The sequence below is a fragment of the Comamonas sp. CAH-2 genome, assembly GCF_009668305.1.
In the GTDB taxonomy this organism is placed as follows: domain Bacteria; phylum Pseudomonadota; class Gammaproteobacteria; order Burkholderiales; family Burkholderiaceae_C; genus Comamonas; species Comamonas aquatica.
Map to the genome: position 1 here is coordinate 92091 of NZ_VSWF01000001.1, position 25916 is coordinate 118006.

The window sequence follows — 25916 nt, forward strand, 5'->3', positions numbered from 1 at the left end:
CAGATTCACGCCATTTTTCTACCCTTGAAACTGAGGCCCTTAGCTACTTTTACGTACAACCAACTCGTACCCTAAATCTAAATTGGGTCGTTCAACGGCCTCGCCCCGTATGAGCTTCAACAGCATGCGTGCGCCTTCGGTGCCGATATGGCTGCGCGGCGTGCGTATGGTGGTCAGCGGCGGCACCATCTGGTCGCTGCCTGGTAGGTCATTGAAGCCGGTGATGGCGACGCGCTGCGGTACCTGCAGCCCCCGGCGCAGGGCTTCCAGCAAGGCGCCCTGGGCAATGTCATCGTTGCAGAAGAACAGGGCATCAGGGGCGGGCTCCAGCCGCAGCGCGGCGTCCAGCAGTTCGGCGCCCAGCGCCATCGACGTGGGGCGGGGCCAGAGTATTTCCAGAGAAGGGTCGTACAGGCCGGCTTCCTGCAATGCACGGCGGTAGCCGGTGGCCCGCTGCATCACACGGGCATCGAGCTGGCCGGCGCAAAAGGCGATGCGCCTGTGGCCGCGTTCGACCAGGTGCCGGGTGATGGAGGCCCCTGCATCGGCCTGTGAGAACCCGACGCTGGGCGTGCCGCTGCCGTCGCCCAGCTCCATCAGGTGCACGCACGGCACCTTGCTGGCGGCCACCAGTGCACGTGCGGCGGGGCTGCGGTCAAAGCCGGTGAGCAGCAGGCCCGCAGGGCGCATGGGCAGGTAGGTGCGCAACAACTGCTCTTCCTCGGCACGGTCGTAGTGGGTCACGCCGATCAGGGCGTGGTAGCCCGCCGCGAACAGCTCTTTGTGCACGGCCTCGATCAGGTCCACGAACAAGGTGTTGGACAGCATGGGCACCAGCACCAGCACCTGTGCACTTTTTTGCGAAGCCAGTGCGCGGGCTGCCGGGTCCGGCACATAGCCCATCTGCGCGGCGGTGGCGCGTATTTTTTCGACCAGAGCGGGGTCCACGCGGCGTTCGCCGCGCAGTGCGCGCGAGACCGTCATGGGACTGACGCCGACGGCTTCTGCGACATCGCTGAGTGTGACGCGGCCGCTGGCGCGGGAAGAGCGTGCGCGGTGGCGCGCAGGCTCGGCAGAAGAGGGTGGTGGGGCAGGCTGTGAAGCGGGAGGAGGGTGTCGGGCCAAGGGATTGTCCTAGGTCGGAGGCTGTGCGGGTGAAGGTTATGATAGCGCTAACCAATTCATCCCGAGGCCATGGTTGCTGCGTGTAAACCCGCAGATGGCCGAGAGAAACACCGAAATCCAAGGCAGGCCCTGGCCTGTTTTTTTTGCAAGATTATGGATAGCGCTATCCGAACAACCAAACCCGAACGCAATCCCCAGGCGCTGGTCGTTATGGGGGTCTCCGGCTGCGGCAAGTCCAGCGTGGGCCAGTCGCTGGCGCATGCCCTGGGCTGGACGCTGCATGAAGGGGATGCCTACCACGCCGAGGAAAGCATTCGCAAGATGCAGTCCGGCACGCCCTTGACCGACGAAGACCGCAGTGGCTGGCTGGACACGCTGGCGCGCCTGCTGGACTCGGCCATTGCAACGCCCGGGGCCGGTGTGGTGCTGACCTGCTCGGCGCTCAAGCGCAAATACCGTGATCGCCTGCGCGATGCCGGCCCGAGCGGTACGGTGGGCTTCGTCTTCCTGGACCTGGGCTACGACACCGCGCTGCAGCGTGTGCAGGGCCGCTCCGGGCATTTTTTCTCGCCGGAACTCGTGGCCAACCAGTTTGCGACCCTGGAGCGCCCCGAGGGTGAGGGCGCCGTGCTCTGCGTGGATGCCACGCTGCCGCTGACCGAGATCGTGCAACGCACCCAATCGTGGCTGGGCCGGCCCCATGCACTGACCACCTAACAACATAAACACAACATCAGGAGACCCCACATGCAAACCGATTCCCCCGCAGCCGGCCCCAAGCCGCGCCTTCAGCGGCTGGCCGAGGCGCTGATGGTGCTGGCGCTGGCCGGCATGGTCATTGCCGTCTTCGTCAATGTGGTGCTGCGCTATGTGTTTCACACCAGCATCGTGTCGTACGAGGAGATCTCGCGCCTGCTCTTTGTCTGGCTGGTGGCCATCGGTGCCATCGTCGCTGCCTTCGAAGGCAGCCACCTGGGTTTCGATCTGGTGACCTCGCGCGTGGGACCCGCTGCACGCAAGGTGCTGTTCTGGCTGTCGCAGCTGCTGGTGCTGGCATGCATGGGCTTGCTGCTGTCGGGCTCCTGGGACCAGGTCCAGGCCGGGCTGAACAGTTTCAGCACGGTGCTCGGCTACCCGCTGGCGCTGGGCGCGGCAGCCACCCTGGTGCTGGCCGTGGGCCTGATCGTGGTGACCTTGCGCGACCTGCGCCGTGGCGCGCCGGCTGACAACCATGCCGAGACGTCGCTCGAGTAAGGAGTACACACCATGGTTGTGACCCTGATCTTTCTGGCGGTGCTGATCGGCGGCATGGTGATCGGCATGCCGATCGCACAGGCGCTGGTGCTCACGGGCGTGGCGCTGATGTGGCACCTGGATTTCTTCGATTCGCAGTTGCTTGCGCAGAACCTGCAGGCCGGTTTCGACAACTTTCCGCTGCTGGCCGTGCCTTTCTTCATCCTGGCGGGCGAGTTGATGAATGCGGGCGGTCTATCGCGCCGCATCATCGACCTGGCGCGCGCCTATGTGGGCCATATCCGTGGAGGCCTGGGCTACGTGGCCATCGGCGCGGCCGTGTTGCTGGCCTCGATGAGCGGCTCGGCCATCGCCGACACCGCTGCGCTGGCCACCATTCTGCTGCCCATGATGCGGGACCAGAAGTACCCCGACAGCTACAGCGCCGGGCTGCTGGCATCGGGCGGCATCATCGCGCCCATCATTCCGCCGTCCATGCCCTTCGTGATCTATGGCGTGACCACCAACACCTCGATCAGCAAGCTGTTCCTCTCCGGCGTGGTGCCGGGCCTGATCATGGGCCTGTTCCTGATCTTTGCTTGGTGGTCCATTGCCCGCAAATATGACCTGTCGCGGGGACCGCGCATGGCCTGGGGCCTGCGCCTGAAGGCCTTGGCCCAGAGCTTCTGGGCCATGATGATGCCGGTCATCATCCTGGGTGGTCTCAAGGGCGGGGTGTTCACCCCCACCGAGGCTGCCGTGGTCGCCGCGGTCTATGCGCTGTTCGTGTCCATGGTGATCTACCGCGAAATGACCTGGAGCCGGTTGTATGCCGTCTTCTTGGCCGCGGCCAAGACCACGGCCGTGGTGATGTTCCTGTGCGGTGCGGCCACGGTGACGGCTTACATGATCACGCTGGCGGACCTGCCCAATATGCTGGCAGACAGTTTCGCGGGCCTGCTGGGCAATCCCATGCTGTTCATGGCCACCATGATGCTGTTCCTGCTGGTGGTGGGTACCGCCATGGACCTGACCCCGACCATCCTGATCTTCGGTCCCGTCTGTGCGCCGCTGGCGGTCAAGGCCGGGATCGATCCCATCTACTTCGGCTTCATGTTCATCTACGTGGGCTGTATCGGCCTGATCACCCCACCCGTGGGCACGGTGCAGAACGTGGTTGCGGGTGTGGGCCGGCTGCGCATGGAGACCGTGATCAAAGGCACCAACCCGTTCCTGATGGTCTACGTGCTGCTGGCCGTGCTTTTTGTGCTTTTCCCCCAAATCATCCTGGCCCCGTTGCGCTGGATGCATTGACGACGTCTTTCCCGTGTCACCAACGACCTATAACCCAAGGAGATGAACATGCGTATTCCCTTTGCACTGGCCAGCCTGATGGCCGCTGTCACCACGCTGGCCGCTACCGGCCAGGCCCTGGCCCAGGACTTCAAGCCGCGCATCGTGCGCTTCGGCTATGGCCTGGTCGATGATTCCAACCAGGGGCGTGCGGTGCGCTTTTTCGCACAGGAGGTGGAGAAAGCGACGGGTGGCAAGATGAAGGTGCGGGCCATCGGCAATGCTTCGCTGGGCTCGGACACGCAGATGCAGCAGGCGCTGATCGGCGGGGCGCAGGAGATGATGGTCGGCTCCACGGCCACGCTGGTCGGTCTGTCGCCGGAGATGGCGGTGTGGGACACGCCTTTCCTGTTCAGCAACGCCAAGGAGGCTGACGTGGTGCTCGACGGCCCCGTGGGCGAAAAGGTCAAGGCCACGCTGGAGCCCAAGGGCATGGTGGGGCTGGTGTACTGGGAGAATGGTTTCCGCAATCTCACCAACAACAAGCGCCCGATTGCCAAGCTGGAAGACCTGGCCGACGTCAAGCTGCGTGTGATGCAGAACAACGTATTCCTCGACAGTTTCAAGGCGCTGGGGGCCAATGCCGTGCCGCTGCCGTTCTCCGAGCTGTTCACGGCGCTGGAAACCAAAGCCGTCGATGGCCAGGAAAATCCGTTCAACACCGTGCTGTCCAGCAAGTTCTATGAAGTGCAGAAGTACCTGACGGTCTCCAACCACGTCTACAGCCCCTGGATCGTCACCGTCAGCAAGAAGTGGTGGGACACCCTGAGCGCCGCCGAAAAGAAGGTGCTGCAGGACGCGGCCATCAAGAGCCGTGAGTTCGAGCGCAAGGACACCCGCGAGGAGGCGGCCAAGGCCCTGGCGGACATCAAGGCCAAGGGCATGCAGGTCAACGAACTGCCTGCAGCGGAAGCCGGCCGCATGCGCGACAAGCTCACGGCGGTGAACACCGGTATCGCCAAGACCGTGGGCCAAGGCACCTGGGACGAGGTGCAGGCTGCCGTCAAGCAGGCACGCGCCGCCAAGTAAGGCGCACCGGGTGTTCCGGGACACGGCAGGGGGCCGTGTCCTGGACGCCCCATGAACGAGAGAAGAGGCGCCACGAGCGCATCGCAGGAACCACGCATGAGCACTATCCACCCCATCGTCGACCAGGTCACGCGCCGCATCCGTGCGCGCAGCGCCGCGTCGCGCGCCGCCTACCTTGAACAGGTGGACGCTATGGCCGCCAGGCCGCCAGGCGCCCAATCCATGGGCTGTGCCAATGTGGCCCATGCCTTTGCCGGCATTCCCGGCCGTGACCGCATCCGCATCGTGGAGGAAAAGGCGCCCAACGTCGCCATCGTCACGGCCTACAACGACGTGCTGTCGGCCCATGCGCCGCTGGCACATTATCCGGAGGTCCTCAAGGACGAGGCCCGCAGACTGGGTGCCACGGCCCAGGTGGCGGGCGGCGTGCCCGCGATGTGCGATGGCGTGACCCAGGGGGCACTGGGCATGGAGCTGAGTCTGTTCAGCCGGGATGCCATTGCCATGGGCGCGGCCATCGCGCTGTCCCACGATGTGTTCGATGCGGCGCTGATGCTCGGTGTCTGCGACAAGATTGTTCCGGGGCTGTTGATCGGCGCCCTGCATTTTGGCCACCTGCCGACGGTTTTTGTGCCGGCGGGTCCCATGACATCAGGCCTGTCCAATGGCGACAAGGCCAAGGTCCGGGAGCAGGCGGCCCAGGGTCTGGTGGGTCGCAAAGAGCTGCTGGCTGCAGAATCGGCTGCCTACCACGGCGAGGGGACCTGCACCTTCTACGGCACCGCCAACAGCAACCAGATGCTGCTGGAAGCCATGGGGCTGCATGTGCCGGGCACGGCCTTCATCAACCCAGGCGATGACCAGCGTGAACTGCTCACCCGCGAAGCCATGCGTACGGTGCTGGACATCACCAAGAACCGGCGCTTCGCACCCATCGGCCATGTGGTGGACGAGCGCTGCATCGTCAATGCCATGGTGGCCCTGCTGGCCACGGGCGGGTCGACCAACCACCTGATCCACTGGGTGGCGGTGGCGCGTGCGGCGGGCATCACCATCGACTGGGACGATTTTTCCGATCTGTCGGCGGTCGTGCCGCTGCTGGTGCGCGTCTATCCCAATGGCAGCGCCGATGTGAACCAGTTTCAGGCCGCAGGCGGGCCGGGCTATGTGATTGGTCAGCTGCTCCAGGCCGGGCTGATGCATGGCGATGTGCTGACCGTGCGCGGGCCGGGCCTGAAGGCGTTTGCCTGCATTCCCACCGTGCAGGCCGGGCAGTTGGCATGGCACGAGGCCGCCGTGTCCGGCGACCTGTCCGTGCTGCGTCCTGCCAGTGCACCGTTCAGTGCCACCGGCGGCTTGAAGCTGCTGTCCGGCAACCTGGGGCGTAGCGTGATCAAGGTCAGCGCCGTGCCGGAGGACCGCCATGTGATCGAGGCGCCCGCGCGCGTGTTCGATTCGCAGGACGATTTGCAGCAGGCCTTCAAGGTCGGCGAGCTGGACCGCGATGTGGTTTGCGTCGTGCGCTGGCAGGGGCCGCGCGCCAACGGCATGCCCGAGCTGCACAAGCTCACGCCACCGCTGGCCGTGCTCCAGGGCAAGGGCTACCAGGTGGCCCTGGTGACCGACGGCCGCATGAGCGGCGCATCGGGCAAGGTGCCCGCTGCCATCCATGTCTCACCCGAAGCCTGTGTGGGCGGTCCGCTGGCACGCCTGCGTGACGGCGATCTGGTGCGCCTGGACGCCGTGGCCGGCACGCTGGCTGTGCTGGTGAGCGAAGAACAATGGCAGCAGCGCACCGCTGCCACCCTGCCGCAGGCATTGCGGCAGGCCAATTGCCGGGGATTCGGCCGTGAACTGTTTGCCGGATTCCGGCGCCATGCGCTCAGCGCAGAAGAGGGAGCCTGCACATGGATCAACAACGACTGACCGCCTTGGAGCTGATGCAGGATGGCCCTGTCATTCCGGTCATCGTGCTGAACGACCCGGCCCATGCCGTACCCATGGCCCAGGCCCTGGTCGCGGGCGGGGTGCGTGTGCTGGAAGTCACATTGCGCACGCCCCAGGGCCTGTCCTGCATCGAGGCGATTGCGCGTGCGGTGCCGGAGGCCATTGTGGGCGCCGGCACAGTGCGCAGCGCGGGCGATGCGCAGGCCTGTGCGAATGCGGGTGCGCGTTTCGTGGTGAGTCCGGGCTATACCAGTGCGCTGGGCCGGGCCTGCCAGGAGCTCCGGCTGCCGCTGTTGCCCGGAGTGGCCACCAGCGGCGAAATCATGGCCGCCCAGGCCGATGGTTTCAACGAACTGAAATTCTTTCCCGCCGTGCAGGCCGGTGGCTCGGCCATGCTCAAAGCCTGGCAGGGGCCGTTCGGCGATGTGCGCTTTTGCCCCACGGGCGGTATTTCACCAAGCAATGCACGGGAGTTCCTGGTTCTGAAGAACGTTGTCTGCGTGGGTGGATCTTGGCTGGTACCGATTGAGGCGATAGAGCAGGGCGATTGGAGCAGCATCACCGCGCTGGCCCGCGAGGCAGTAGCTTTGCGCACACTGTGAGTTATTGCTAGGCCCGATAGGCTTAATCGTTCTGCTGTCGCTAGCTGACTGCATTAGCCGGGTTGGAGTCCTTGAGCTCACAAATGTGAATGCCTGCTGATGCTCAGGGCACTCATTGAACCAAGGCTTCTTCAGCGAGCTGCTCATTGCCCGAAAGCTGTTTAGGAAAAGCTGGGCGACTCAACCCTTTCATATCAGGCCTCTTCAGTTCGATGTGACTCCAAGCCTGAGATTCCGCACTTCTTCTTACTAGAGACTCTCCTTGTGAACCCTCTACTTCTCAAGACACTGGTTTGGCGGGGGGATTACCACGCGCCCTAGTGAAATCTGGCAATTTGTGTAGAATGCCGCGAAATTTAGGTCTGAATTTGGTAGTTAGCTATCCTTTTTGGAAGCTGTATTTATCTTGTTGCTTATGCAGACTCGTGCACCCACGACGCTGGGTATTGACTTTGTGACGTCCAACACAGCAATGCTGTGGTGCATTCGCACCCATGTTGCACGCCTATTGCCACTGCAAGGCAAGCTGGCGCACTCCCGCTAACTGCGCCCCCCCGACTGCGCACGATGGGTCTGCGGCGATCCTGCCGTTGAGGCGGGTGAAGTATCGCCCACTGTTTACCTCTGCAGCCGACTCCCCTCCAAAGCGCCTGTTGGCATCCCATTGCTGCTATAGCGGGATGCATGTCTGCGCAACGCCTTGGCTGCGTTCGCATGCAAACGCGCACGGAGGGTCTGCAAGCCTGTCGTGCACGCTCTAGCCCCACATTCCCCACGATTCCAAGATCGCTAGCCTGCACGCTACACGGTGCCCGTGTTGTGTGCTTTGCTGCCCTTGAATGCCCGCGGTGATTGCGGCTGCAGCTACCTGTGAACAGTCCGTCAAAGTCGCATCAATATGGTGATGCGACTCTATATCAGCCATTATCTTTATTTGAAAATAATGATGACAGGATTTATTTCATGCCTGAATTTTTATTGATGGCTTTGAAACTATGTGAAAAATTATGATTTTTCATCAATTATCTTTATTTTTAACGGTTTTAAATAAATAAACCGTCTGACAGATCAAACACGCCAAGTCCACGATATCAATATCAAAGACTTAATTTTTAAACCATATCATGGATGGTAACTCGATATGAACCTTGCACTAGTAGAAACAACTTCTCGATCCACCAACGAATATTATTTGGCGCGCCAAAACCAGATGGAGTCGAATGTGCGTAGTTATCCACGCAAACTGCCGCTGGCTATTGCCAAAGCCCACGGCTGCTGGGTGACGGACGTGGAGGGTACGGAGTATCTGGACTGCCTGGCAGGCGCGGGGACTTTGGCCTTGGGGCACAACCATCCCGCAGTGATTGAAAGCATTCAAACCACGCTGGCCAGCGGGTTGCCCTTGCATACGCTGGATTTGACGACGCCCCTCAAAGACGCGTTCACCGAAGCCTTGCTGGAACAATTGCCCGGCGGCAAAGACGCATATTGCCTGCAGTTTTGTGGCCCATCGGGCGCGGATGGAACTGAAGCCGCCATCAAACTGGCCAAGACCTTTACCGGCCGCAGCTCGGTGATTAGTTTTTCCGGCGGTTACCACGGCATGACGCATGGCGCTTTGGCCATGACGGGCAATCTGTCTGCCAAAAATGCGGTGCATGGCTTGATGCCCGGCGTGCAATTCATGCCTTACCCCCATGAATACCGCTGCCCACTGGGTATTGGCGGTGAAGCAGGCGTCGATGCCTTGACCTATTACTTCGAAAACTTTATCGAAGACGTAGAAAGCGGCGTGACCAAGCCTGCGGCAGTGATTTTGGAAGCCATCCAAGGCGAAGGCGGTGTGGTGGTGGCCCCCACCAAGTGGCTGAAAAAAATCCGCGAAGTGACCGAAAAGCACGGCATCGTATTGATCTTGGACGAGGTGCAAGCAGGCTTTGCACGCTCGGGCAAGATGTTTGCGTTTGAGCATGCGGGCATTGAGCCTGACGTCATCGTCATGTCCAAAGCCGTGGGTGGTAGCTTGCCACTGGCGGTGCTGGGCATTAAGCGCAAGTTCGATGCATGGCAGCCTGCAGGCCACACCGGCACGTTCCGCGGCAACCAAATGGCCATGGGCACAGGCATTGCCACATTGAAGGCGATTCGTGATCAAAACCTGGCTCAAAACGCCCAAGAGCGTGGCGATTTCCTGCAAGCCGAACTGAAGAAAATGGCGACGGAATTCCCCTGCATTGGGAATGTGCGTGGTCGTGGCCTCATGCTGGGTATTGAAATTGTGGACGAGAGCCAGTCCCCTGACCACATGGGTTCCTTGCCTGCCGATGCCAAGCTGGCAGCGGCCATTCAAACGGCATGCTTTAACAACCAGTTGCTGCTAGAAAAGGGCGGGCGCAATGGCACGGTGATTCGTTTGCTGTGCCCATTGATCATTACGCAGGCCGAGTGCGAAGAGGTCCTGGTGCGCTTCAAGCATGCATTGGCTCAAGCGCTGGTGGCGGTGCGAGGCGCATAAACATGGTGGATTTTTCTCAACACCGCCAAGCACTGCTGTGCAACGATGCAGCATCGATTGGCGACTACACACAGGCCATGGCGCAAGCCACACAGGCCGTGGCTGCTTGGCTGCAAAACGACAAGATGTACACGGGCGGCAGCATCCAAGAGCTGCGCCGTGCGATTGCGTTTAACCCCTCTAAAGAAGGCATGGGCGTGCAGCCCGCGCTGCAGCGCATGGTGGAGCTTTTTCTGAGCAAAAGCCTGAAAGTGCACCACCCCCATTCGCTCGCGCATTTGCACTGCCCGACGATGGTGGCCAGCCAAGTTGCCGAGGTGCTGATCAACGCCACCAACCAGTCCATGGACTCGTGGGACCAAAGCCCGGCAGGTTCGTTGATGGAAGTGCAGCTCATCAACTGGCTGCGTGGGAAAGTGGGCTATGGCGCAGGGAATGCCGGTGTCTTTACCTCAGGCGGCACCCAGTCCAACCTGATGGGCGTGCTGCTGGCGCGCGATGCCTGCATTGCCAAGCACTGGAAGGATGCGCACGGCCAGCCTTGGTCGGTACAGCGCGACGGCATTCCTGCGGAGGCTCTTCGCAACGTCAAAGTCATCTGTTCAGAAAATGCGCACTTTTCCGTGCAAAAGAACATGGCCATGATGGGCATGGGCTTTCAGTCCGTGGTGACGGTACCGGTGGATGGGGATGCACGCATGGACATGGATGCGCTGGCACACACCATGGCGGGCCTGCAAGCCGAAGGCAAGATGGTGGCGTGCGTGGTGGCCACTGCGGGCACGACCGATGCGGGTGCCATTGACCCGCTGCCGCAAGTGCGTGCCATCAGCGCGCAATATGACGCGTGGATGCACGTGGATGCGGCCTGGGGTGGTGCGTTGATTCTTTCGCAGCAGCACCGCGATCTGTTGGCAGGCTTGGAGCTGGCCGACTCGATCACGCTGGACTTTCACAAGCATTTCTTCCAGAGCATCTCGTGTGGTGCGTTCTTGCTCAAAGACGAAGCGAACTACCGCTTCATGCACTACGAGGCGGAGTATCTGAACTCGGCTTACGACGAAGAGCATGGCGTGCCGAATCTGGTGTCCAAATCGCTGCAAACCACGCGCCGCTTTGATGCGCTGAAGTTGTGGATGACGATTGAGGCTTTGGGTGAAGAACTCTATGGCTCCATGATTGACCACGGCGTGACGCTGACGCGTGCGGTGGCTGATCACATCAAGACTACCGATGGTTTGGAACTGCTGGTGGCGCCGCAGTTTGCATCCGTCTTGTTCCGCGTGGTGCCCCAAGGCTACCCCGCCGAACTGCTGGATACGCTGAACCAAAACGTGGCCGACGAATTGTTTGCACGCGGTGAAGCCAATATTGGCGTGACCAAAGTGGGGCAAATGCAATCGTTGAAGATGACCACCTTGAGCCCGATTGCTACACTGGAAAACGTGCAGCAATTGCTGGCACAGGTACTCCGTGAGGCTGATCGCATCAAAAAACCTATTGCTGATGGGACTTATCAACCAGCGATCGACTAATTGATAATAAATAAAGGGCTCTGCGGAGCTCTTTTTTAAGGCGTAAAAAATATTTGCAAAGCAATTTATTAAGATTTGATATTGTGTTAATTATTGTTTGTAAAATTGTAAAAAATAAATTGTTTTACGTGCACCAATAATTCTTGGCGCTTCAGTAGAAATTTGATCATTAGTTGTTGAATTTCCATGCGATATGCGCTCCATCTGTATTTGGCGATGAAGGCAACTGTAAAAAACTTGTTGCAAGTGTCTGTCGAAAGACTGCAAAGCAGCATTAACAGGTGTTGCAGATGTCTGAATTTTTCGTTGTCTCACTTGAAGAGCGATTGCTTGCAAGGGGCGTGATTTTTTTTTATCGTTTTTTCACCCTTTGTTGGCTGCGGCAATTTCTTGGCCAAAAGGCTCATCTTCGTAGGCGTTGTCTTTGAGTACAGCAAGCAGCGGCAGCAGTGCTTTGATGAGCATACGCATGTGAAGGTCTCCGGAGTGAAGGTGAAAAGCAAAGTCCACGCGGCGCGGTGCCGGGTGTGCTTTCTGGGTGGGTGAGGGCGTAGACTTAGGGCATGTCCAATATCTACGACTCCATGGTCAGTGCCCTGCGTGAGCACTGGAAAGCAAATGACAACGCATACCCCCAGCGGTTTGAACTGACCCAGGTCACGCTGGATTCGCTAGCGGCTACGCGCAAGCTGGTCAACGACACCATGAACTTCAAGAAGGGCGACGGCTGGGAGCAGGAGTTCCTGGGCGTGCCGCTGGTGCTGTCGACCGAGGGGGATGCCATGATCGACAAGGACGGCACGCGCGTGCCGCTCAGCGCCTGACGCTCAGCTTGGCTCTTTGGTGCTGAGCAGCCAAACGCGCCCCAAGTTTTCTTTGCAACCTGGGTAGTGGCTGTCCGCTTTGACGGCCAGGTTCTTTTTGCGCTTGCGCTTGATCCAGTGGCGCAGGGCGTTGCCGATCGCGCCGGTGTGCTCGGGTTCGCACTTGAAGCACTGGCCGGGCTTCATGGACGCGAACAACTCGTCGTAGCGGCCAGGGCCCATGCTGCGCTTTTGTGGCGGGGGATCGTCGGCTACCTCCAGGTCTTCGACGTGGATGGCGGAGCGGCGCACTCCCTTGGCGTGCGGCCTGGTGGTTTTGAATGGGTCGTGGGCATGCATAAATCGTCTCCGGCTTTAGCGGTGCGCAGGGTTAAGTTTTTGGCCCTGTAAATTTAAAAGCCCGCAAATTGCGGGCTGGGTGCCGAAAATCTGCATTTTAGGCAACAATGGGTCTTTTCTTAAATATGGAATTTCTGTGAATCAACCAATTGCACACGCTGAACTCATCGCCAGCTACAAAAAGGTGGCTGCTGACGCTGCCAAAAAAGCGGCGCTCATCCTGACGTCATCCTCCAAGGGCCCTGGCGTGATCAAGTCGGTGAGTGAGACTGCTGCCAAGGCAGCCCGTCGGCGCGATGTGATCGCATCCAAGCTTGCGAAGCTGGGTGTGGCGCTGCCCCAGTAAGCGCAAAAATAAAAGCCAGCGTTATGCTGGCTTTCTTGTTTTTGGGCTTGCCATAAGCAAAAAACCCGCTTAAAGCGGGTTTTTTGTTCATCGACCCCAAGTTTTGGGCTGGTAGAGCTCGACAGTCGTGCCGTTACAGATGCGGTAGCTGGCTGGTGGAGTTTGCCGCTGATGCACTTGGATTTTGACTCCTTCGGGCATCACGGTTTTTACCTGCTGCTTGACCGGCTGCGTCCACGGTTTTTTCGATGCGGAACCGCTAGCTGATTTAGCGCCGTTTTTTGCTGCTGCCACGTGGACCCTTCTTCATATTCATCAAAAAATGAATTCGGGCTAGTGTGCCAGTAGTTTGAGTTTTTACGAAACCGTCGCGCTGATACCCGTTGTTTCCATTTACACCGTTCAATCTGTCGCGATCGTGGTCAGGCTGATGGGGCTTTGGAGGCCGCTTCGGTTTTTGCGGTGATGCGGTAGGGCATGACCGCGCCCCAGCCGCCGTGGAAGCGGAGTGTGTGGGGGCGGCAGCTCTTTTTTCAATAGCGTTCAGCACGGCGCTGCGGCGACGGTCCTGGCGGGCCATGGTGGCCAGCACTTCATCCAGCGCGGTGGGTGTGGAGGGGCCCCGCCTGGGCATGAACAAGGTGGCCGAGCTTGAATTTTTGAACGTGAAAAAGCCCCTGCTGGCGTTGTCTGGCAGGGGCTTTTTATTTCTCTCGGTTGGCGCTCTTGCACCAAACACAAGCCAGCATCCCACAGAGCAATACTCCTGAAACGGCCCAGTGAGTGCGCAGCTTGGGCGCTGTTGAGGTAGGTTGGAGCGCCTTGTCTGGTTCAAGAACAGCTTTTTCTTCGCTCTTGCTTAGATCTGTAGCTTCTTCAGGAGCGTGCAGCATGACCAAGTCGCGCAGCATGTGATTGAGCATGGTACGGCTGCTTGCTTGCCCCCAGCCAAGCTTGCTGGCCCAAAGTGAAAGCATGAACACAGCCTGTCTGATTCCAAGAATGATGCCGCCAAAGATGACAAAGACGTAGATGACGTCAATAAGCATCAGCACACTGAATACGATTGGACCGCCTTTTTTATGAATTTCCGCAATCAGGTCAGGCAGAGGCGCTAGCTCTGAGCCCTTGAGCAAAGTCACCAGCAGTGCGATAAAGGCTAGAAAAAGCGAAAGAATCCGGGCCTTGGAGTCAGGGTTGTAGATGGCGCGAAGGAAGTCTTGCACATCGATGTCGAGGATTGTGCGGCTGGCCTTCTCATAGGCAAGGAGATCAGAAATTTCTTTCGCTGTCGCTGCAAACTGCGTGGGTTTCTTTTTGCAGATTTTTGCCAGAACGTCAGTTTTCAAGAGCTTTTCTTTTTCCAAGAGTGACTTGTCTTCAGCGCTTGATTGACCTGGTGCGCTTTCAAGCAGTTTTCTGCTTTTGTAAAGATGCAGGGCAAGAGCAGAGCCAATGAATGCGATCTCCCAGCTAATAAGTTCGGCAAAGCCGACTTTTATCGGCTGGAACATGGCTGCGTCGAAGGCAAATCGGAAGATCGTGTGGCCGAACCCGCTGATACTGATGGCCCAAATCGCCCAGTGGATGCTGAGAATGTTGGGATATAGGCTGCGGCCTTCTACTTCATTGAAGTACTCAGCAGCCATTGCGTAATACTTGTCCATGGTTCCCTCTTGTCTTTTTAGTTATATTAACTTTGCTATCAATTTGATTGTTCTTTCCGTTGATGCATAAACGCTAGAAGGCTGCGAACGAATTTTGCGAACCGTTCGCATGGATTGTTCGCAGCACCCCGCCGACCATCGGCGCATGGGTATCTACCGCCACCTCATCAACGAACAGCTCACCACGCGGCGCGACAGTTATCTGGCCGCGCTGGATGCGCGCCTGACCGGCCCCACGCAGGCCAGCGGCAGCGCCGAGGGGGCGGGTGACCCACCGCCTTGCGTTGGCGCATGTGCTGACAGCGTTGGGCATTACCGCCTGTGGGTTAGGCGCATTGGTGATGGCCATCCGCTGGCAGTAAGCGCCGGCAATGCAGGGTGCCACTTGCCCTGTGCAACAAGTCTTTGAATGCGTGCTCTGTACTGCTCGGGGCTGGGGGCGCGGTCTGTACGCCCTTGGTGGCGTTTTGTATTACAGAATCTGCACGCTGCGGCAATGTTCTCGCGCACATCCTTGCCGCCATCTTGCTGCGCGCGCAAATGCTCCGCAGTGCTTTGGCACCATGGTGTCAATTTCTTGGGAATTTTGAATCGACAGGCAAAAGCAGCTTGATCGTTGTTTTCCCACATAGGCAGGCTGCAGTAAAAGCAGCAACCGTTTTGGGCTTTGAATGCTGATTTGCGAAGGGTCTGTAGTGGATACATCTGAAAAAACACAAATGAACCTGCCGTAGCAGGTTGGTTGTGCTGTTCCAGGAGTCCCACTTGGGAGACTACAAGGCACCGCCCCTTTGGGAAATACGGTTGTGCATGGAATTATTCCAGTGCGGTCGGTTTCGCAAGCCGAACAAGTGAGTTTTTATGCATCGCATTGACGTCTGCAAGACTTGTTGGGAATTCGGTGAAAAGTGCTGCTAGAGCTTATCCAGAAAGCGCTAGCAGCTATCAAATTTTCAAAGATTTGAAGATTTAATAGCTAAGGGCTGTGATGGCAACGGACGTGCCTGTGGTGGCTTGCGACATGACGTCCTCCTGTTTGAGATTCGAAGCCCCATCGAAGCGTTCTTACGCACTTCAATGAGGCGGCAGGGAGGTTAAGAACCTGCAAACAGACAGGCAGATTTCTTCCCCTTGCGGGTGTGTATCCGTCGCCCTCCCGGCCACAAAAGGAGCGGACATGCATGATTAAGTCCATTAACCCTGCGTTACTGCGCGCGGGTTGAAACTGGAGCAAAGGCGGTTGTGTGCAAAAGCCATCAACCTTCAGAAAATTGATTCACACTTCGGTTGTCAAGACATTGTTGTCGCGGTCGATCTGGTCAGTTTTTCCTGGGTTTGACTGGAGCCGTATCGCCTGGTTCGGTGTTATAAAAAACTCTGGTTACGTCCAGAAACGGGATCTGAGGGGAGGGCCCTTGTACAAGCGGATCGTCATTGGGGTCGGCATAGTTGTAGGAGTCCTCGCGATTGCGGTACCCATCGCGGCCTCTCTGAACTGGGCTAAAAAACAAAACCTCGCTGAACAGCAGCGTCGGGTAGATAGAGCTGCCAGTGAAGTCCTGCGGCGGATGGACCTGATGGCCGACGAGACCTTCGAAATGTTCAGCTTGATGAAGGCGGCTAAAGCGACCGCCCCCTGTTCGAGGCAGAACATCCAGTTGATGCGTCGCATTGCCTTGCAGATGGGGCAGCTGAAAGCCGTAGGCTATGTAGAAAACAACTACATGGTCTGCAGTTCGTTTGGACAACACAATGCAACAAGCAAGGGTATTCCGCTCGGCCCGCCTAGCTACCGAAGTCCTCTTGGCTCTGAGGTTCGCACTTCGGTTCGATTCGACAATGTGACGAGCAAGACCTTCCTTGCTTCAACCGACACGTCAACCGGCTACACCGCCTTGATCGATGCCGATCAAGCGCTTTTGGTCAACACGCCAGATGTTTCCATGGGCGTATTTTTTGGGCCAACAAAGACGCCTCTGGTGACCCGTGGCGATTTCAATCCGAGGTGGATAGACGTTCACGGTAGCGCGACGGCCGAAAGTGGTCGATATCTGGTCGCGTTAAAGCACTCTTCAAGGTATACCTTCGCTTCCTTCGCAGCAATCGAACAATCGACGGTATCTGAAGGTTTGGAACATGCTGCGATGCTGATGGTTCCTGCGGGTGTTGGAGCTGGTCTGATCCTTGCAATCGCGGTCATCTATGTGACGCGATCCCAGATGTCCACCAAAGCCTTGATCAGGGTTGGCCTGAGGCGGCGCGAGTTCTTTCTGGTTTATCAGCCTGTCGTTGAGTTGCGGGGGGGCAAATGTGTGGGAGCGGAAGCGCTGATTCGTTGGCGACGACACGATGGCACGATGGTGAGACCAGACGTTTTCGTCCCGGAGGCTGAAGAGTCAGGACTGATCCACGACATAACGAAGGAGGTTTTCCGGCTCGTTGCTCAGGATACGGCGTGCTTTCTCAAAGAGCATCCCCATTTGCACATCGGGATCAATTTGTCATCCAAGGACTTGATGAAGGCCGAGACAGTGCATCTTGTATGCGACCTCATCCGCAAAATGGATGTCAAACCTCACAACCTGATGATTGAAGCGACTGAGCGTGGCTTTATGCAGGCAGACGTTGCACAGCGCATCATTGGTGACATTCACGCTCTCGACGTAAAAATCGCGATTGATGACTTCGGTACCGGCTACTCCAGTTTGTCCTACCTGGAGAATTTCCATCTCGACTACCTCAAAATTGATAAATCCTTCATTGACACAATAGGCGGCGATGCAGCAACCAGCCACGTTGCCTCTCACATCATTGAGATGGCGAGGTCGCTGAATTTGGAGATGATTGCCGAGGGGGTGGAAACGGAGGAGCAGCGCTGCTTTCTGGAGCGGCGAGGCGTTCAATACGCCCAGGGCTATCTCTTCGCCAAGCCGTTGACGTTTACGGAGTTCGTCGAGTACGTAGCAAAGACGGAAAAATCGTCCGATCCAGTTCAATTAGGGGCCGTTTTGGCCAGTGGCGGGCATGCCCAAGACTGCATCACCACATAACACGCTGAATGGTTTTGCTGCCGGCACTGGTTCCCAGAACATTTCAATCGTTTCAAGGACCGCTTGTAGCATTTAGCTGTCAGTGCACCACATCCGCGACCCAGCTGGGCTTTTTCTATGGCCGTGCCCGGTGCTGGTGATGCATGCCTGTTGAGTATGGTGCGAGTGGGCGCGATTGGCTCTCAGGTGAAGCGGCCCATCATCGCTTTGATGTGCTGGGTTTTAGACAACAATTTTTAGTTTAAACATGACTCTGGAGTTCAAGCGCCTGACCGAAGTCGACCTGATGGACATCGTTTCGCTCAACAACCATCCCGATGTGCTGAGGCAAATGCCGCTTGGAAGTGCAAATTTCGACCTGGCGAAGGCCAAGGAATGGGTCCAGCAAAAGGACGCACAGTGGCAGCAGCATGGTTATGGTCCATGGGCATTCCTGATTGATCAGCAATTTGCGGGTTGGGGTGGCTTGCAGCACGAGGACGGCGATGCGGACCTGGCGCTGGTGCTGCATCCTGATTTTTGGGGAAGTGGCAAGGCGATTTATCTTGAGATCGCTGAGCGTGCCTTTACCAGGCTGGGGTTGGAGTCCATCACAATTTTGCTTCCACCATCAAGGACCAGAATCAAAGGGATTTTTAGGCTGGGCTTTCAGCCTGACGGCGAAGTTGAGATTGAAGGGGCTCGTTTTCTGCGTTTTCGCCTGTATGCGGCCGGCAAGCCAGGTCCGTCAGAGCGCGTCTGAAGTCGGCCACCTTGCTTTCTGGAAACCGTATGGACTGGCTGTGGCTGGCCGACAGCAGCAGGCGCAAAAAAGCCCCGCACTGCGGGGCTTTTTGACGTGCATGCAACCGCTGCCTGCGCACGCACAAGCAGGGTCACAGCTTAGAAAGCTTCCCAATCATCCTCATTGGCCTTGGGGGCTGCAGGCGCAGCTTTGGCAGTTGGGGCTGGTGCGGCAGTCGCTGGATCCTTTTTCGCCAAGGTGAGCGGCTTGCCAGCGGGGCGGGGCGCAGGTGCGGCTTTGGGCGCGGTGTGCTGGGCTGCGACCGAAGTGGTGGGCGCGCTGATCGTGTGGCGCTGGGGCGCGGGGCGCTCACCATCGCGCAGCTTGAATACGGCCACCACTTGCACCAGGTCCTGAGACTGAGATTTCAGGTTGTTGGCTGCTGCGGCCATTTGCTCGACCAGGGCGGCGTTTTGCTGTGTGACCTGGTCCATCTGCATGACAGCTTCGCCGACTTGCGAGACGCCGGCACTTTGCTCGGCGCTGGAGGCACTGATCTCGCCCATGATGTCGGTGACGCGGCGGATGGAGTCCACGACCTCTGTCATTGTCTCTCCGGCCTGATCGACCAGGGTGGTGCCTTGCTCGACCCGTTCGATGCTGGCGTTGATCAGTGTCTTGATCTGCTTGGCGGCTTCGGCCGAGCGGCCTGCCAGCGAACGCACCTCGCTGGCCACCACGGCAAAGCCGCGGCCCTGTTCGCCGGCACGCGCGGCCTCGACCGCGGCGTTCAGCGCCAGGATGTTGGTCTGGAAGGCAATGCCGTCGATGACGCTGATGATGTCGCCAATCTTGCGGCTGGATTCGTTGATGCCCTTCATGGTTTCAACGACTTGGCTAACCACCTCGCCACCTTGCGTGGCGACCTGGCTGGCACTGACGGCCAGCTGGTTGGCTTGGCGGGCGGCTTCGGAGTTTTGCTTGACCGTAGAGTCAAGTTCTTCCATGGAGGCGGCGGTTTCTTCCAGGGCACTGGCCTGGCTTTCGGTGCGGGCCGAGAGGTCGTTGTTGCCCTGGGCGATCTCAGAGCTGGCCATGGCCACGCCTTCTGCACCCTGGCGCACGCTGGACACGACTTTGACCAGGCTGTCACGCATGGCCACCAGGGTATGCAGCAAGCGCGCCAATTCATCCTTGCCAGTGATGGACACCTGGCCACTCAGGTCGCCCGCTTCAATGGCGCGGGACAGGTCCTCGGCCTGCTTCAGAGAGCGCATCAGCCCGGTAATCAGGAGGTAGCCGATACTGACGGCAAACAGCAGGCCCAGCACGATGGACGCCGCGGCATAGGTACGCACAGATGCGTAGTCCTGCACTGCACCTGCGTATTCCGACTTGGCCACATCGAGCTGCAGTTGGATCAGCGCATCGATCTGCTCTTTGGCCGGTGCATACAACGCCGGCAGGACGTTGTTGGACAGTTGCTGACCTTCCTGCATATTGGCGGAGCGCAACGCGGCGACGGCGGGCTTGAGGCCTTCACGGACATACTTGCCGCGGGCTTCTGCAAATTTTTTGGCAATCGCTGCCTCATCTGCCGTGAGTTTGGTGGCCATGTACTCATCCCAGATCTTGGTGATCTGGCCAATGTTGGTCTCAACCGCTGCGGTGTTCTTGCCGACCACCTCTGGGCTGGCATCCAGCGTTGCCGCGGTGACCAAATAGGCATTGGTCATCATCAGGCTTTGGATCTGCCCCAGCTTGCCCAGGGCTACGGTGCGATCTTCGTAGACCGTTTCGAGCCCGTCATTGCTGTCGGCCATGCCGCGCAGGCCCAGCAGACCAACGCCCAGAAGCAGCATCGACATGACGCCCACCAACAAGATTAATCGCGTCGAAATTTTCATTTTTGAGCCTCTTACACACAAAGGTGTATTTTCTGAAAACTAGGCAAGGCTAGGCTCCAGACATTGGTTTTTTTGAATTTTTTTGCCCGGCGAACAAGCAGGCCAGGGGGCGCAGTGCGCCAGGTGCAGGTGCTGTGCACCGTGGTTTTGCCATCCTTGGGTGGCTGCACATGCCTAAAGTGGACGACATGCGTTGCATTTGCCCATAAAAAAACCGGCCCCTAAGGGTCGGTTTTGTGGGCAAAGCCTGGGGGGCTTAGTAACGGCCGCCGCCGAAGCCACCGTTGCCGTAGCCAACGTCTTTGCGTGTGCTGGAGGTGTAGCCTTTATCGCGGTAGCCGCCCGAGCTGCGGCCTTCTTCACGAGGACGAGCCATGTTCACGACGATGGAGCGGCCATCGACAGAGCGGCCATTGAGGCCGCTGATGGCGGCTTGAGCGACTTCTTCGGAAACCATTTCCACAAAGCCAAATCCTTTGGAGCGGCCAGTATCGCGGTCCATCATGATCTTGGCGGAGGAGACACCACCGTATTCTGCAAAGTTGCTTTCCAGAATCGAATCGGTCACGGTGTAGGGCAGGTTGCCCACATAAATTTTGCTGCTCATGGGGAGCCTTTCTAGGAACGCGGCAGGGACTTTTTAAGCGAAGTGCCTGGAAGGCTTAGTAGCGGTTGCCACCGCCGTAGCCGCCGCCATTGCCACCGTAGCCACCGCCGTTACCGCCGCGATAGCCGCCACCACCGCTGTTGCTGCGATAGGAGCCACCGCCTTCTTCACGAGGACGGGCCACGTTGACGGTCAGGTTACGGCCGCCCATGGGCTGCTCGTGCATGCCTTCGATGGCAGCTTGTGCTTCATCGGCAGTGGACATTTCGACAAAGCCGAAGCCCTTGGAGCGATCGGAGCCGCGCTCCATCATGACCTGGGCGGAGATCACGTTGCCGAATTCGGCAAATTGTTGTTGCAGGTCGTTGTCACGAACGGAGTAAGAAAGATTGCCGACGTACAGTTTGGTTGTCATGGTGTAACTCAGTGAAGTTGGGAGTGATTCCAGCATGTGCAGGAATCAAAAAAGGTGCAAAGCGCCCGCGTGGGGGTGGACTTTTGGGTGTGCGAGGAAGACCTGCTGGTTAGGCGGGGAGGCCAGGCAGTTGCAAGTAGCTTTTGCCTTGCTCAATGGCATAGCCGATGGCTGCAGCAGAGGTAACAAACAGGGGGATAAAACGAAATACCCTGTCGTGTGAGCAAGAGCCTTTGCCGCTGCGAATGGAAAGCTTCGCGGTGTAAGAGCCGCTGGAGTTCAGTTCGGCGGTAGGCGTGAGCGCGTATCGACCGATGACTTGGGATTGGGACGGAGTGAGGTTCAAGAGCAACGCTCTGCGTCAAGCAGTCGTGTAAAAAAAGGGCTCAAAAGCAAGCCGCTTATACGTTTTGGGATACGTAAAAATCGAGCCAAGCTAGCTACGGTCAGCCTGGCTATTTTTCCAACGACAACCAGAAGTCATTGGAAGTAAAAAATTGAAAATCGTCTGGGGCGATGTTGGTTTCGCTTGGGTGCGAAACACTTGTGCTGGTTGCACATGCACTGTTGCATGTCAGCAAACTGATGGCCACTATAACAGCACTTTCGCAAAAGTGCTTTGATTATTTTTTTCTGGTGCTCGGCAAATTCGCTGCGCCCTGCATTTGGGGAGCGATAAATTGCCGGCAGCTTTAAAAATTCCAAGCCGATTGCAAGGCCAATTGCCTTGGTCTTTGCTACTTGCTTTCAGGCAGCGCTTCAGGAGAGGCCTCAGCCGGTGCACCTTCAGACGCGGAGGCTTTGCGGTTGGCCTTTTCGGCCTTTTTCTTCTTCTTTTCGAGCTCTCGTTGACGTTTTTCGAACTGGTAATTGGGTTTGGGCACTAGGTGATCCTTGGTGGTTGATGCTGCCCACCATACCCCATGTAGTGATCCTGCGCAGTTCTGCCGCACGAATGGCAGCCAAACACTTGCCTACTGCCCAGGCAGTGGGACTGTCGTTTGCTGCTGCAGTGAGTGTTTGCGCGCGTGGCCATGGCCGTTGTGGATCGCGCTGCCGAGCCAGCCTTGCGCCGGTGCTGGGCACAAGCTGAGACCAGCCACAAATCTGTGTGCATGGCAATGAATTCGTGTGTCCTCATGCCATGCAGAGCCTCTATGGCTTGGCCAGCCGTTCGGGGGGGTAAGATGGCTTGGCCAAGGCAGTAGGAACCCATACCAATCTTTGCCTGGCGCAAGTTAGGCATAGTCCTGGTGTGTGGATGTTGTATCACCTGAATCGTTTTTAAATGGGTTTAAAAATGAGCGATGAAATTGATACCGACATGATCGAAGAGTCGTTGATCGTTATCGATCGGGCTTGTACAGAGTTCAAGAAAAGTGTGTTGGTGCGAGCCACCAGAGAGAGGGATTGGCAAGCTCGACATAAAGCTGACAACGTCGTTGTGAGCTTTGATGCCGTCAGATACGCAGGACATAGGCGCACTAAGGAACTGATGCTTGTAGAGCTCAATGAGCTCTGTCAGAAGCTGGAGCAAACCATAGGATGGTCGTGTGTCAACAGGCCGTTTGACGCAGCAGCGTATGAGCAGGCCCTTGAAACTGTGATGCTGGCACAAGGTGCCGTCTACTCTGCTTTAGGGATCTTTCAGCCCTGCCACAAACTTTTCCCGGGCATGGGACTTAGAACCTAGGTTACATCACCACAAAAAGCACCTCAGGGTGCTTTTTTTGTGCCTGCGTGGGCGGCTGTTTTATTGAGAAATGCCGGCATTCAATTCAGTTGGCTTGTGTGCTCTTGTGCGGCGCTGTGTCTTTCCTTTTAGGCTATCACGCCATATTCACACAAATTTTGCTAAGTTATTGTTATTGATTGGAAATATGAGGGTTCAATTCCCTTTGTTATGCACACGGCTACGCATTCCGCCCCAGACTGAAAACCGCAGCGTGTGGCGGTTCTCTTGGCTTGTAGTCATGAGCGTGCCAGTCATGCCCCTTGTCAAGGCGCAGCTTTGTCTTGGGCTTCTGATGCCCCCTCTCGGATGAACTGGCCCAGGGGCCGCAAGACCATCTCCACGGTGTCATGCACCAACTGTTGGGTGGCGTACCAGGGTGCGCCTGCGTGACCTGTGCGCACAGCCGGCTCCTGGAGTACAGGCGCGCCGCAGTTGTTGCAGCGTCGGATGGGAGGCTCAGGCCATGCCCAACAAAAGTCCAGCGTGTTGGTGTTGTGCGGCCTGGGTGATCATAAAAATATCAATAAAAAGTGCCTCTAGAACTTATAAATAAAGCGCTAGCAGCTATCAAACTTAAATTATTAGTTGCAGTTGCAGTTGCAGTTGCAGTTGCAGTTGCAGTTGCAGTTGCAGTTGCAGTTGCAGTTGCAAACAGCGCAGATGGGCCGTGCACGGCGCCTTGCCGGCGGCACCGGCCTGGGCGGTTCGTTAGGCGCTTGGGCGGCGGGCCTGGGCTTCGGTGATCTCCCCCATGCTGCGGGCAGGCCCCAGCACGGGGGACAAGCTGCGGCCTGGCTGACTTTGACTGTGTACGCACTTGGGCGGATGGAAGCCGCGGGACATTGCGCAGGCACTCACTGAGCGCGCCAAAGCCGCGCCAGTGTTCCGCAGTCTTTGCTGGGGCGGGGCCAGGGCGGGCACAGCCTGCGCCGCCGATGGGTGCGCTGGACTGTCACGTTGCGTCAATCGCTTTGGTGAAGTGGCGACGACAGCCCCTGCATTACGGCAGCCCTACGTTGTTCGCTGGTATGGCTGAGTGCGCCAAGCGTAACAGGGGGGTGAGGGTTTGGGCATCCACTGCTGGGCATGCCCCATCGCTGGCGCTGTGGGCGCGCGGGAACAGCCGAATGTCTGGTCTGTAGTCCGTCGAGCGCGATGAGAGCGGCTGTGTCTGCCAGCATGTGCAGACCCTGTGTATGCTGTCACCATCTGCCGCAATCGGGCATGTCCGCCGACTTTTTTATCGTGTTGGTCTTTGCAACTTCTGTCAGGCTTCGTTGTGCGTTTTGTCATTGGAGCAGAGACATTCAAGACCAATTTGCCGGAAGGTGGGGTAACCACATGGGTGCATCCATCTGGTTGCCCTGCTGATCTCTGAAACAGAGAACAAAGCAGGGGGAAGCAGTGGAAGACCATAACGACACAAATTGGCTTCGACGGTTTTCTTTCCAGCGGATCTTTCACGGGGCTGCCGCACCCTACATCATGGTGACCGCCGGGGTGGTGATTGCACTAATGATGGTGGCGATCTGTGCGGTGGTGCTGTATCAAAGCCGGGTGGATGCGACGGAGCGAGCGACCGACGGTTTGCGCAATATTGCCGCGATGGCCGAGCATGACATTGAGCGCAATTTCGAGCTGTATGCCTTGTCCTTGCAAGCTGCCGTTGATGGGGTCAATGACCACGAAGTGATGGCTGCGTCGGGCCGACTGCGTAATATTGCGCTGTTCGATCGTGCGGCCACTGCGTCCTACCTCGGTTCCATGCTGGTACTGGATGCCAACGGGAATATCGTCTTCGATGCTGCCGGAGAGGTACCCAGGGTCGCTAACTTTGCCGATCGTGAATATTTCAGGGTCCACCAGCAGCGTTCCAACGTCGGTTTGTATGTCGGCCATCCTTATGCGTCGCGACTGCGCAATGGGTCCTTGAGCATTCCGCTGAGCCGCCGCATTTCCCACACTGACGGATCTTTTGCGGGCGTGGTGCTGCTTGCGATTCAGCTGGACTATTTCCGCCAACTGTTTTCGACGCTTTCCTTGGGAAACCATGGTGCGATGGTGTTGATGCAGCAAGACGGTACCTTGATCATGCGCCGACCTTATGACGAGAAAGTCATTGGGCGCAACGTGAGCAATGCAAGCACTTTCAAGGAGCATCGCCAGAAGGTTGAAGGCAGCTTTACAGATGTTTCTGTCATCGATGGAGTGCGGCGGCTGTATTACTTCAAGAACTTGCGCAACCTGCCACTCACCATCATCGTGGCGGAGGCCTATTCCGATATCTATGCGGCGTGGTGGCAGCGTACCGTGACCATCGCTGGCGTCATGCTGGCGCTGGCGGCCGCCTTCATTGGTTTGTCCTTTGCGTTTGGGCTGCAGTTGCGATGCCGGATGCGAGCGGAATCGAAGTTGGCGATGTTGGCGCAAACCGATGGTTTGACGGGGCTTCACAACCGTCGCACCTTGGGCGAAATCCTGAATCAGGAGTGGCGCCGGGCCAGGGGAACCCGCAGCATGTTTTCATTGCTGTTTGTCGATATTGACTGGTTCAAGGTTTACAACGATACCTACGGGCATCAGGCCGGTGACGCTACGCTGGCGGCTGTGGCGAAGTGCATTGGTGACAATATCCGCCGCCCTCTAGACCATGCGGCCCGATATGGTGGCGAGGAATTCATCGTGGTCTTGCCGGACACTTCGCCGGATGGTGCGATTGCGATGGCCGAGAACATTCGCGTGGCGATTGCCGATCTGGGAATTGAGCACTCTGGCAGTGAGTTTGGGCGTGTGACGGCCAGCATAGGCGCCGCCACATGGACGCCGGAGCAAGACAGTGATCTGTCGGCAGTTGTTCGGGTGGCGGACCAAGCCCTGTACACCGCCAAGGCCACCGGGCGCAACAAGGTGGAACTGTCGATGGTGCAGGTGGGCTAGCTGAGTTGGCGTTTTCTCATCAGTTC

26 protein-coding genes are annotated in these 25916 nt (G+C 58.0%); 15 read left to right on the forward strand and 11 right to left on the reverse strand.

Features of this window, described 5'->3' with window-relative positions:
* Positions 1-39 precede the first annotated feature (39 nt).
* A complete protein-coding gene (locus tag FYM52_RS00430; RefSeq protein WP_154162647.1) occupies positions 40-1125 on the reverse strand; it encodes a LacI family DNA-binding transcriptional regulator in 1086 nt (361 codons plus the stop codon).
* 153 nt (positions 1126-1278) lie between these two features.
* Between FYM52_RS00430 and FYM52_RS00435 the strand changes: the two genes are divergently transcribed.
* From FYM52_RS00435 to FYM52_RS00480, 9 genes are all read left to right on the forward strand, one after another.
* Positions 1279-1842: a gluconokinase gene (locus FYM52_RS00435; protein WP_179954916.1), complete on the forward strand. Its 564-nt coding sequence runs from the start codon at positions 1279-1281 to the stop codon at positions 1840-1842.
* A 30-nt stretch (positions 1843-1872) separates the two neighbouring features.
* The gene (locus FYM52_RS00440) at positions 1873-2379 is read left to right on the forward strand and encodes a TRAP transporter small permease (RefSeq protein WP_154162648.1); all 507 of its coding nucleotides are present in this window, start codon (positions 1873-1875) and stop codon (positions 2377-2379) included.
* 12 nt (positions 2380-2391) lie between these two features.
* Positions 2392-3672, forward strand: coding sequence for a TRAP transporter large permease (locus FYM52_RS00445; protein WP_154162649.1), 1281 nt, complete (start codon positions 2392-2394; stop codon positions 3670-3672).
* A 48-nt stretch (positions 3673-3720) separates the two neighbouring features.
* Positions 3721-4740, forward strand: coding sequence for a TRAP transporter substrate-binding protein (locus tag FYM52_RS00450; protein ID WP_154162650.1), 1020 nt, complete (start codon positions 3721-3723; stop codon positions 4738-4740).
* A gap of 96 nt (positions 4741-4836) precedes the next feature.
* On the forward strand, positions 4837-6666 hold the full coding sequence (edd, locus tag FYM52_RS00455) for a phosphogluconate dehydratase (protein WP_154162651.1): 1830 nt from the start codon (positions 4837-4839) through the stop codon (positions 6664-6666).
* The gene (locus tag FYM52_RS00460) at positions 6648-7289 is read left to right on the forward strand and encodes a bifunctional 4-hydroxy-2-oxoglutarate aldolase/2-dehydro-3-deoxy-phosphogluconate aldolase (RefSeq protein ID WP_154162652.1); all 642 of its coding nucleotides are present in this window, start codon (positions 6648-6650) and stop codon (positions 7287-7289) included. Before edd ends, FYM52_RS00460 begins: the two co-directional genes overlap by 19 nt.
* Before the next feature lie 1141 nt (positions 7290-8430).
* Positions 8431-9804 (forward strand): diaminobutyrate--2-oxoglutarate transaminase, encoded by a 1374-nt coding sequence (locus tag FYM52_RS00465; RefSeq protein ID WP_154162653.1) that lies wholly within the window; start codon positions 8431-8433, stop codon positions 9802-9804.
* Positions 9805-9806: 2 nt separating this feature from the next.
* The gene (locus tag FYM52_RS00470; protein ID WP_154162887.1) at positions 9807-11339 is read left to right on the forward strand and encodes an aspartate aminotransferase family protein; all 1533 of its coding nucleotides are present in this window, start codon (positions 9807-9809) and stop codon (positions 11337-11339) included.
* Between the two features lie 563 nt (positions 11340-11902).
* Positions 11903-12163 carry a hypothetical protein gene (locus tag FYM52_RS00480; RefSeq protein WP_043385071.1) on the forward strand — a complete coding sequence of 87 codons (261 nt, stop codon included), beginning with the start codon at positions 11903-11905 and terminating at the stop codon, positions 12161-12163.
* A 3-nt stretch (positions 12164-12166) separates the two neighbouring features.
* Here FYM52_RS00480 and FYM52_RS00485 read toward each other — a convergent pair whose 3' ends face one another.
* The gene (locus FYM52_RS00485; RefSeq protein WP_154162655.1) at positions 12167-12502 is read right to left on the reverse strand and encodes a hypothetical protein; all 336 of its coding nucleotides are present in this window, start codon (positions 12500-12502) and stop codon (positions 12167-12169) included.
* Positions 12503-12638: 136 nt separating this feature from the next.
* Here FYM52_RS00485 and FYM52_RS00490 point away from each other — a divergent pair, with 136 nt between their 5' ends.
* A complete protein-coding gene (locus FYM52_RS00490; protein WP_162524608.1) occupies positions 12639-12848 on the forward strand; it encodes a hypothetical protein in 210 nt (69 codons plus the stop codon).
* Positions 12849-12935: 87 nt separating this feature from the next.
* On the opposite strand, the gene FYM52_RS00495 is transcribed toward FYM52_RS00490, so the two are convergent.
* The 4 genes from FYM52_RS00495 to FYM52_RS19145 form a co-directional block, all read right to left on the reverse strand.
* Positions 12936-13142 carry a hypothetical protein gene (locus FYM52_RS00495; RefSeq protein WP_154162656.1) on the reverse strand — a complete coding sequence of 69 codons (207 nt, stop codon included), beginning with the start codon at positions 13140-13142 and terminating at the stop codon, positions 12936-12938.
* 410 nt (positions 13143-13552) lie between these two features.
* Complete coding sequence (locus tag FYM52_RS00500) at positions 13553-14515, reverse strand: hypothetical protein (protein WP_154162657.1); 963 nt, start codon at positions 14513-14515, stop codon at positions 13553-13555.
* A gap of 73 nt (positions 14516-14588) precedes the next feature.
* Positions 14589-14864: a hypothetical protein gene (locus FYM52_RS00505; RefSeq protein ID WP_154162658.1), complete on the reverse strand. Its 276-nt coding sequence runs from the start codon at positions 14862-14864 to the stop codon at positions 14589-14591.
* Positions 14828-15220 (reverse strand): HNH endonuclease, encoded by a 393-nt coding sequence (locus FYM52_RS19145; protein ID WP_154162888.1) that lies wholly within the window; start codon positions 15218-15220, stop codon positions 14828-14830. The genes FYM52_RS00505 and FYM52_RS19145 overlap by 37 nt, the downstream gene beginning before the upstream one ends.
* A 710-nt stretch (positions 15221-15930) precedes the next feature.
* On the opposite strand from FYM52_RS19145, the gene FYM52_RS00515 reads away from it, so the two are divergent.
* Both FYM52_RS00515 and FYM52_RS00520 read left to right on the forward strand, forming a co-directional pair.
* Complete coding sequence (locus tag FYM52_RS00515) at positions 15931-17565, forward strand: EAL domain-containing protein (RefSeq protein ID WP_154162659.1); 1635 nt, start codon at positions 15931-15933, stop codon at positions 17563-17565.
* A gap of 247 nt (positions 17566-17812) precedes the next feature.
* Positions 17813-18307, forward strand: a complete 495-nt coding sequence (locus FYM52_RS00520; RefSeq protein ID WP_154162660.1) for a GNAT family N-acetyltransferase — start codon at positions 17813-17815, stop codon at positions 18305-18307.
* 140 nt (positions 18308-18447) lie between these two features.
* Here the strand turns inward: FYM52_RS00520 and FYM52_RS19085 are convergent, their stop codons facing one another.
* The 5 genes from FYM52_RS19085 to FYM52_RS18705 form a co-directional block, all read right to left on the reverse strand.
* A complete protein-coding gene (locus FYM52_RS19085) occupies positions 18448-20196 on the reverse strand; it encodes a methyl-accepting chemotaxis protein (RefSeq protein ID WP_154162661.1) in 1749 nt (582 codons plus the stop codon).
* Between the two features lie 256 nt (positions 20197-20452).
* Entirely contained in the window at positions 20453-20803 is a 351-nt protein-coding gene (locus tag FYM52_RS00530; protein ID WP_043385176.1) for an RNA-binding protein, read from the reverse strand.
* A gap of 55 nt (positions 20804-20858) precedes the next feature.
* Positions 20859-21218 carry an RNA-binding protein gene (locus tag FYM52_RS00535; RefSeq protein ID WP_043385276.1) on the reverse strand — a complete coding sequence of 120 codons (360 nt, stop codon included), beginning with the start codon at positions 21216-21218 and terminating at the stop codon, positions 20859-20861.
* Between the two features lie 109 nt (positions 21219-21327).
* Positions 21328-21564: a hypothetical protein gene (locus tag FYM52_RS18820; protein WP_154162662.1), complete on the reverse strand. Its 237-nt coding sequence runs from the start codon at positions 21562-21564 to the stop codon at positions 21328-21330.
* Between the two features lie 391 nt (positions 21565-21955).
* Entirely contained in the window at positions 21956-22102 is a 147-nt protein-coding gene (locus FYM52_RS18705; protein WP_162858915.1) for a hypothetical protein, read from the reverse strand.
* 416 nt (positions 22103-22518) lie between these two features.
* On the opposite strand from FYM52_RS18705, the gene FYM52_RS00545 reads away from it, so the two are divergent.
* The 3 genes from FYM52_RS00545 to FYM52_RS00555 all read left to right on the forward strand — a co-directional run bounded on the left by FYM52_RS00545 (position 22519) and on the right by FYM52_RS00555 (position 25890).
* A complete protein-coding gene (locus tag FYM52_RS00545) occupies positions 22519-22911 on the forward strand; it encodes a hypothetical protein (RefSeq protein WP_154162663.1) in 393 nt (130 codons plus the stop codon).
* Between the two features lie 627 nt (positions 22912-23538).
* On the forward strand, positions 23539-23814 hold the full coding sequence (locus tag FYM52_RS00550; RefSeq protein ID WP_154162664.1) for a hypothetical protein: 276 nt from the start codon (positions 23539-23541) through the stop codon (positions 23812-23814).
* 624 nt (positions 23815-24438) lie between these two features.
* Complete coding sequence (locus FYM52_RS00555; protein ID WP_154162889.1) at positions 24439-25890, forward strand: sensor domain-containing diguanylate cyclase; 1452 nt, start codon at positions 24439-24441, stop codon at positions 25888-25890.
* Positions 25891-25916: the final 26 nt, after the last annotated feature.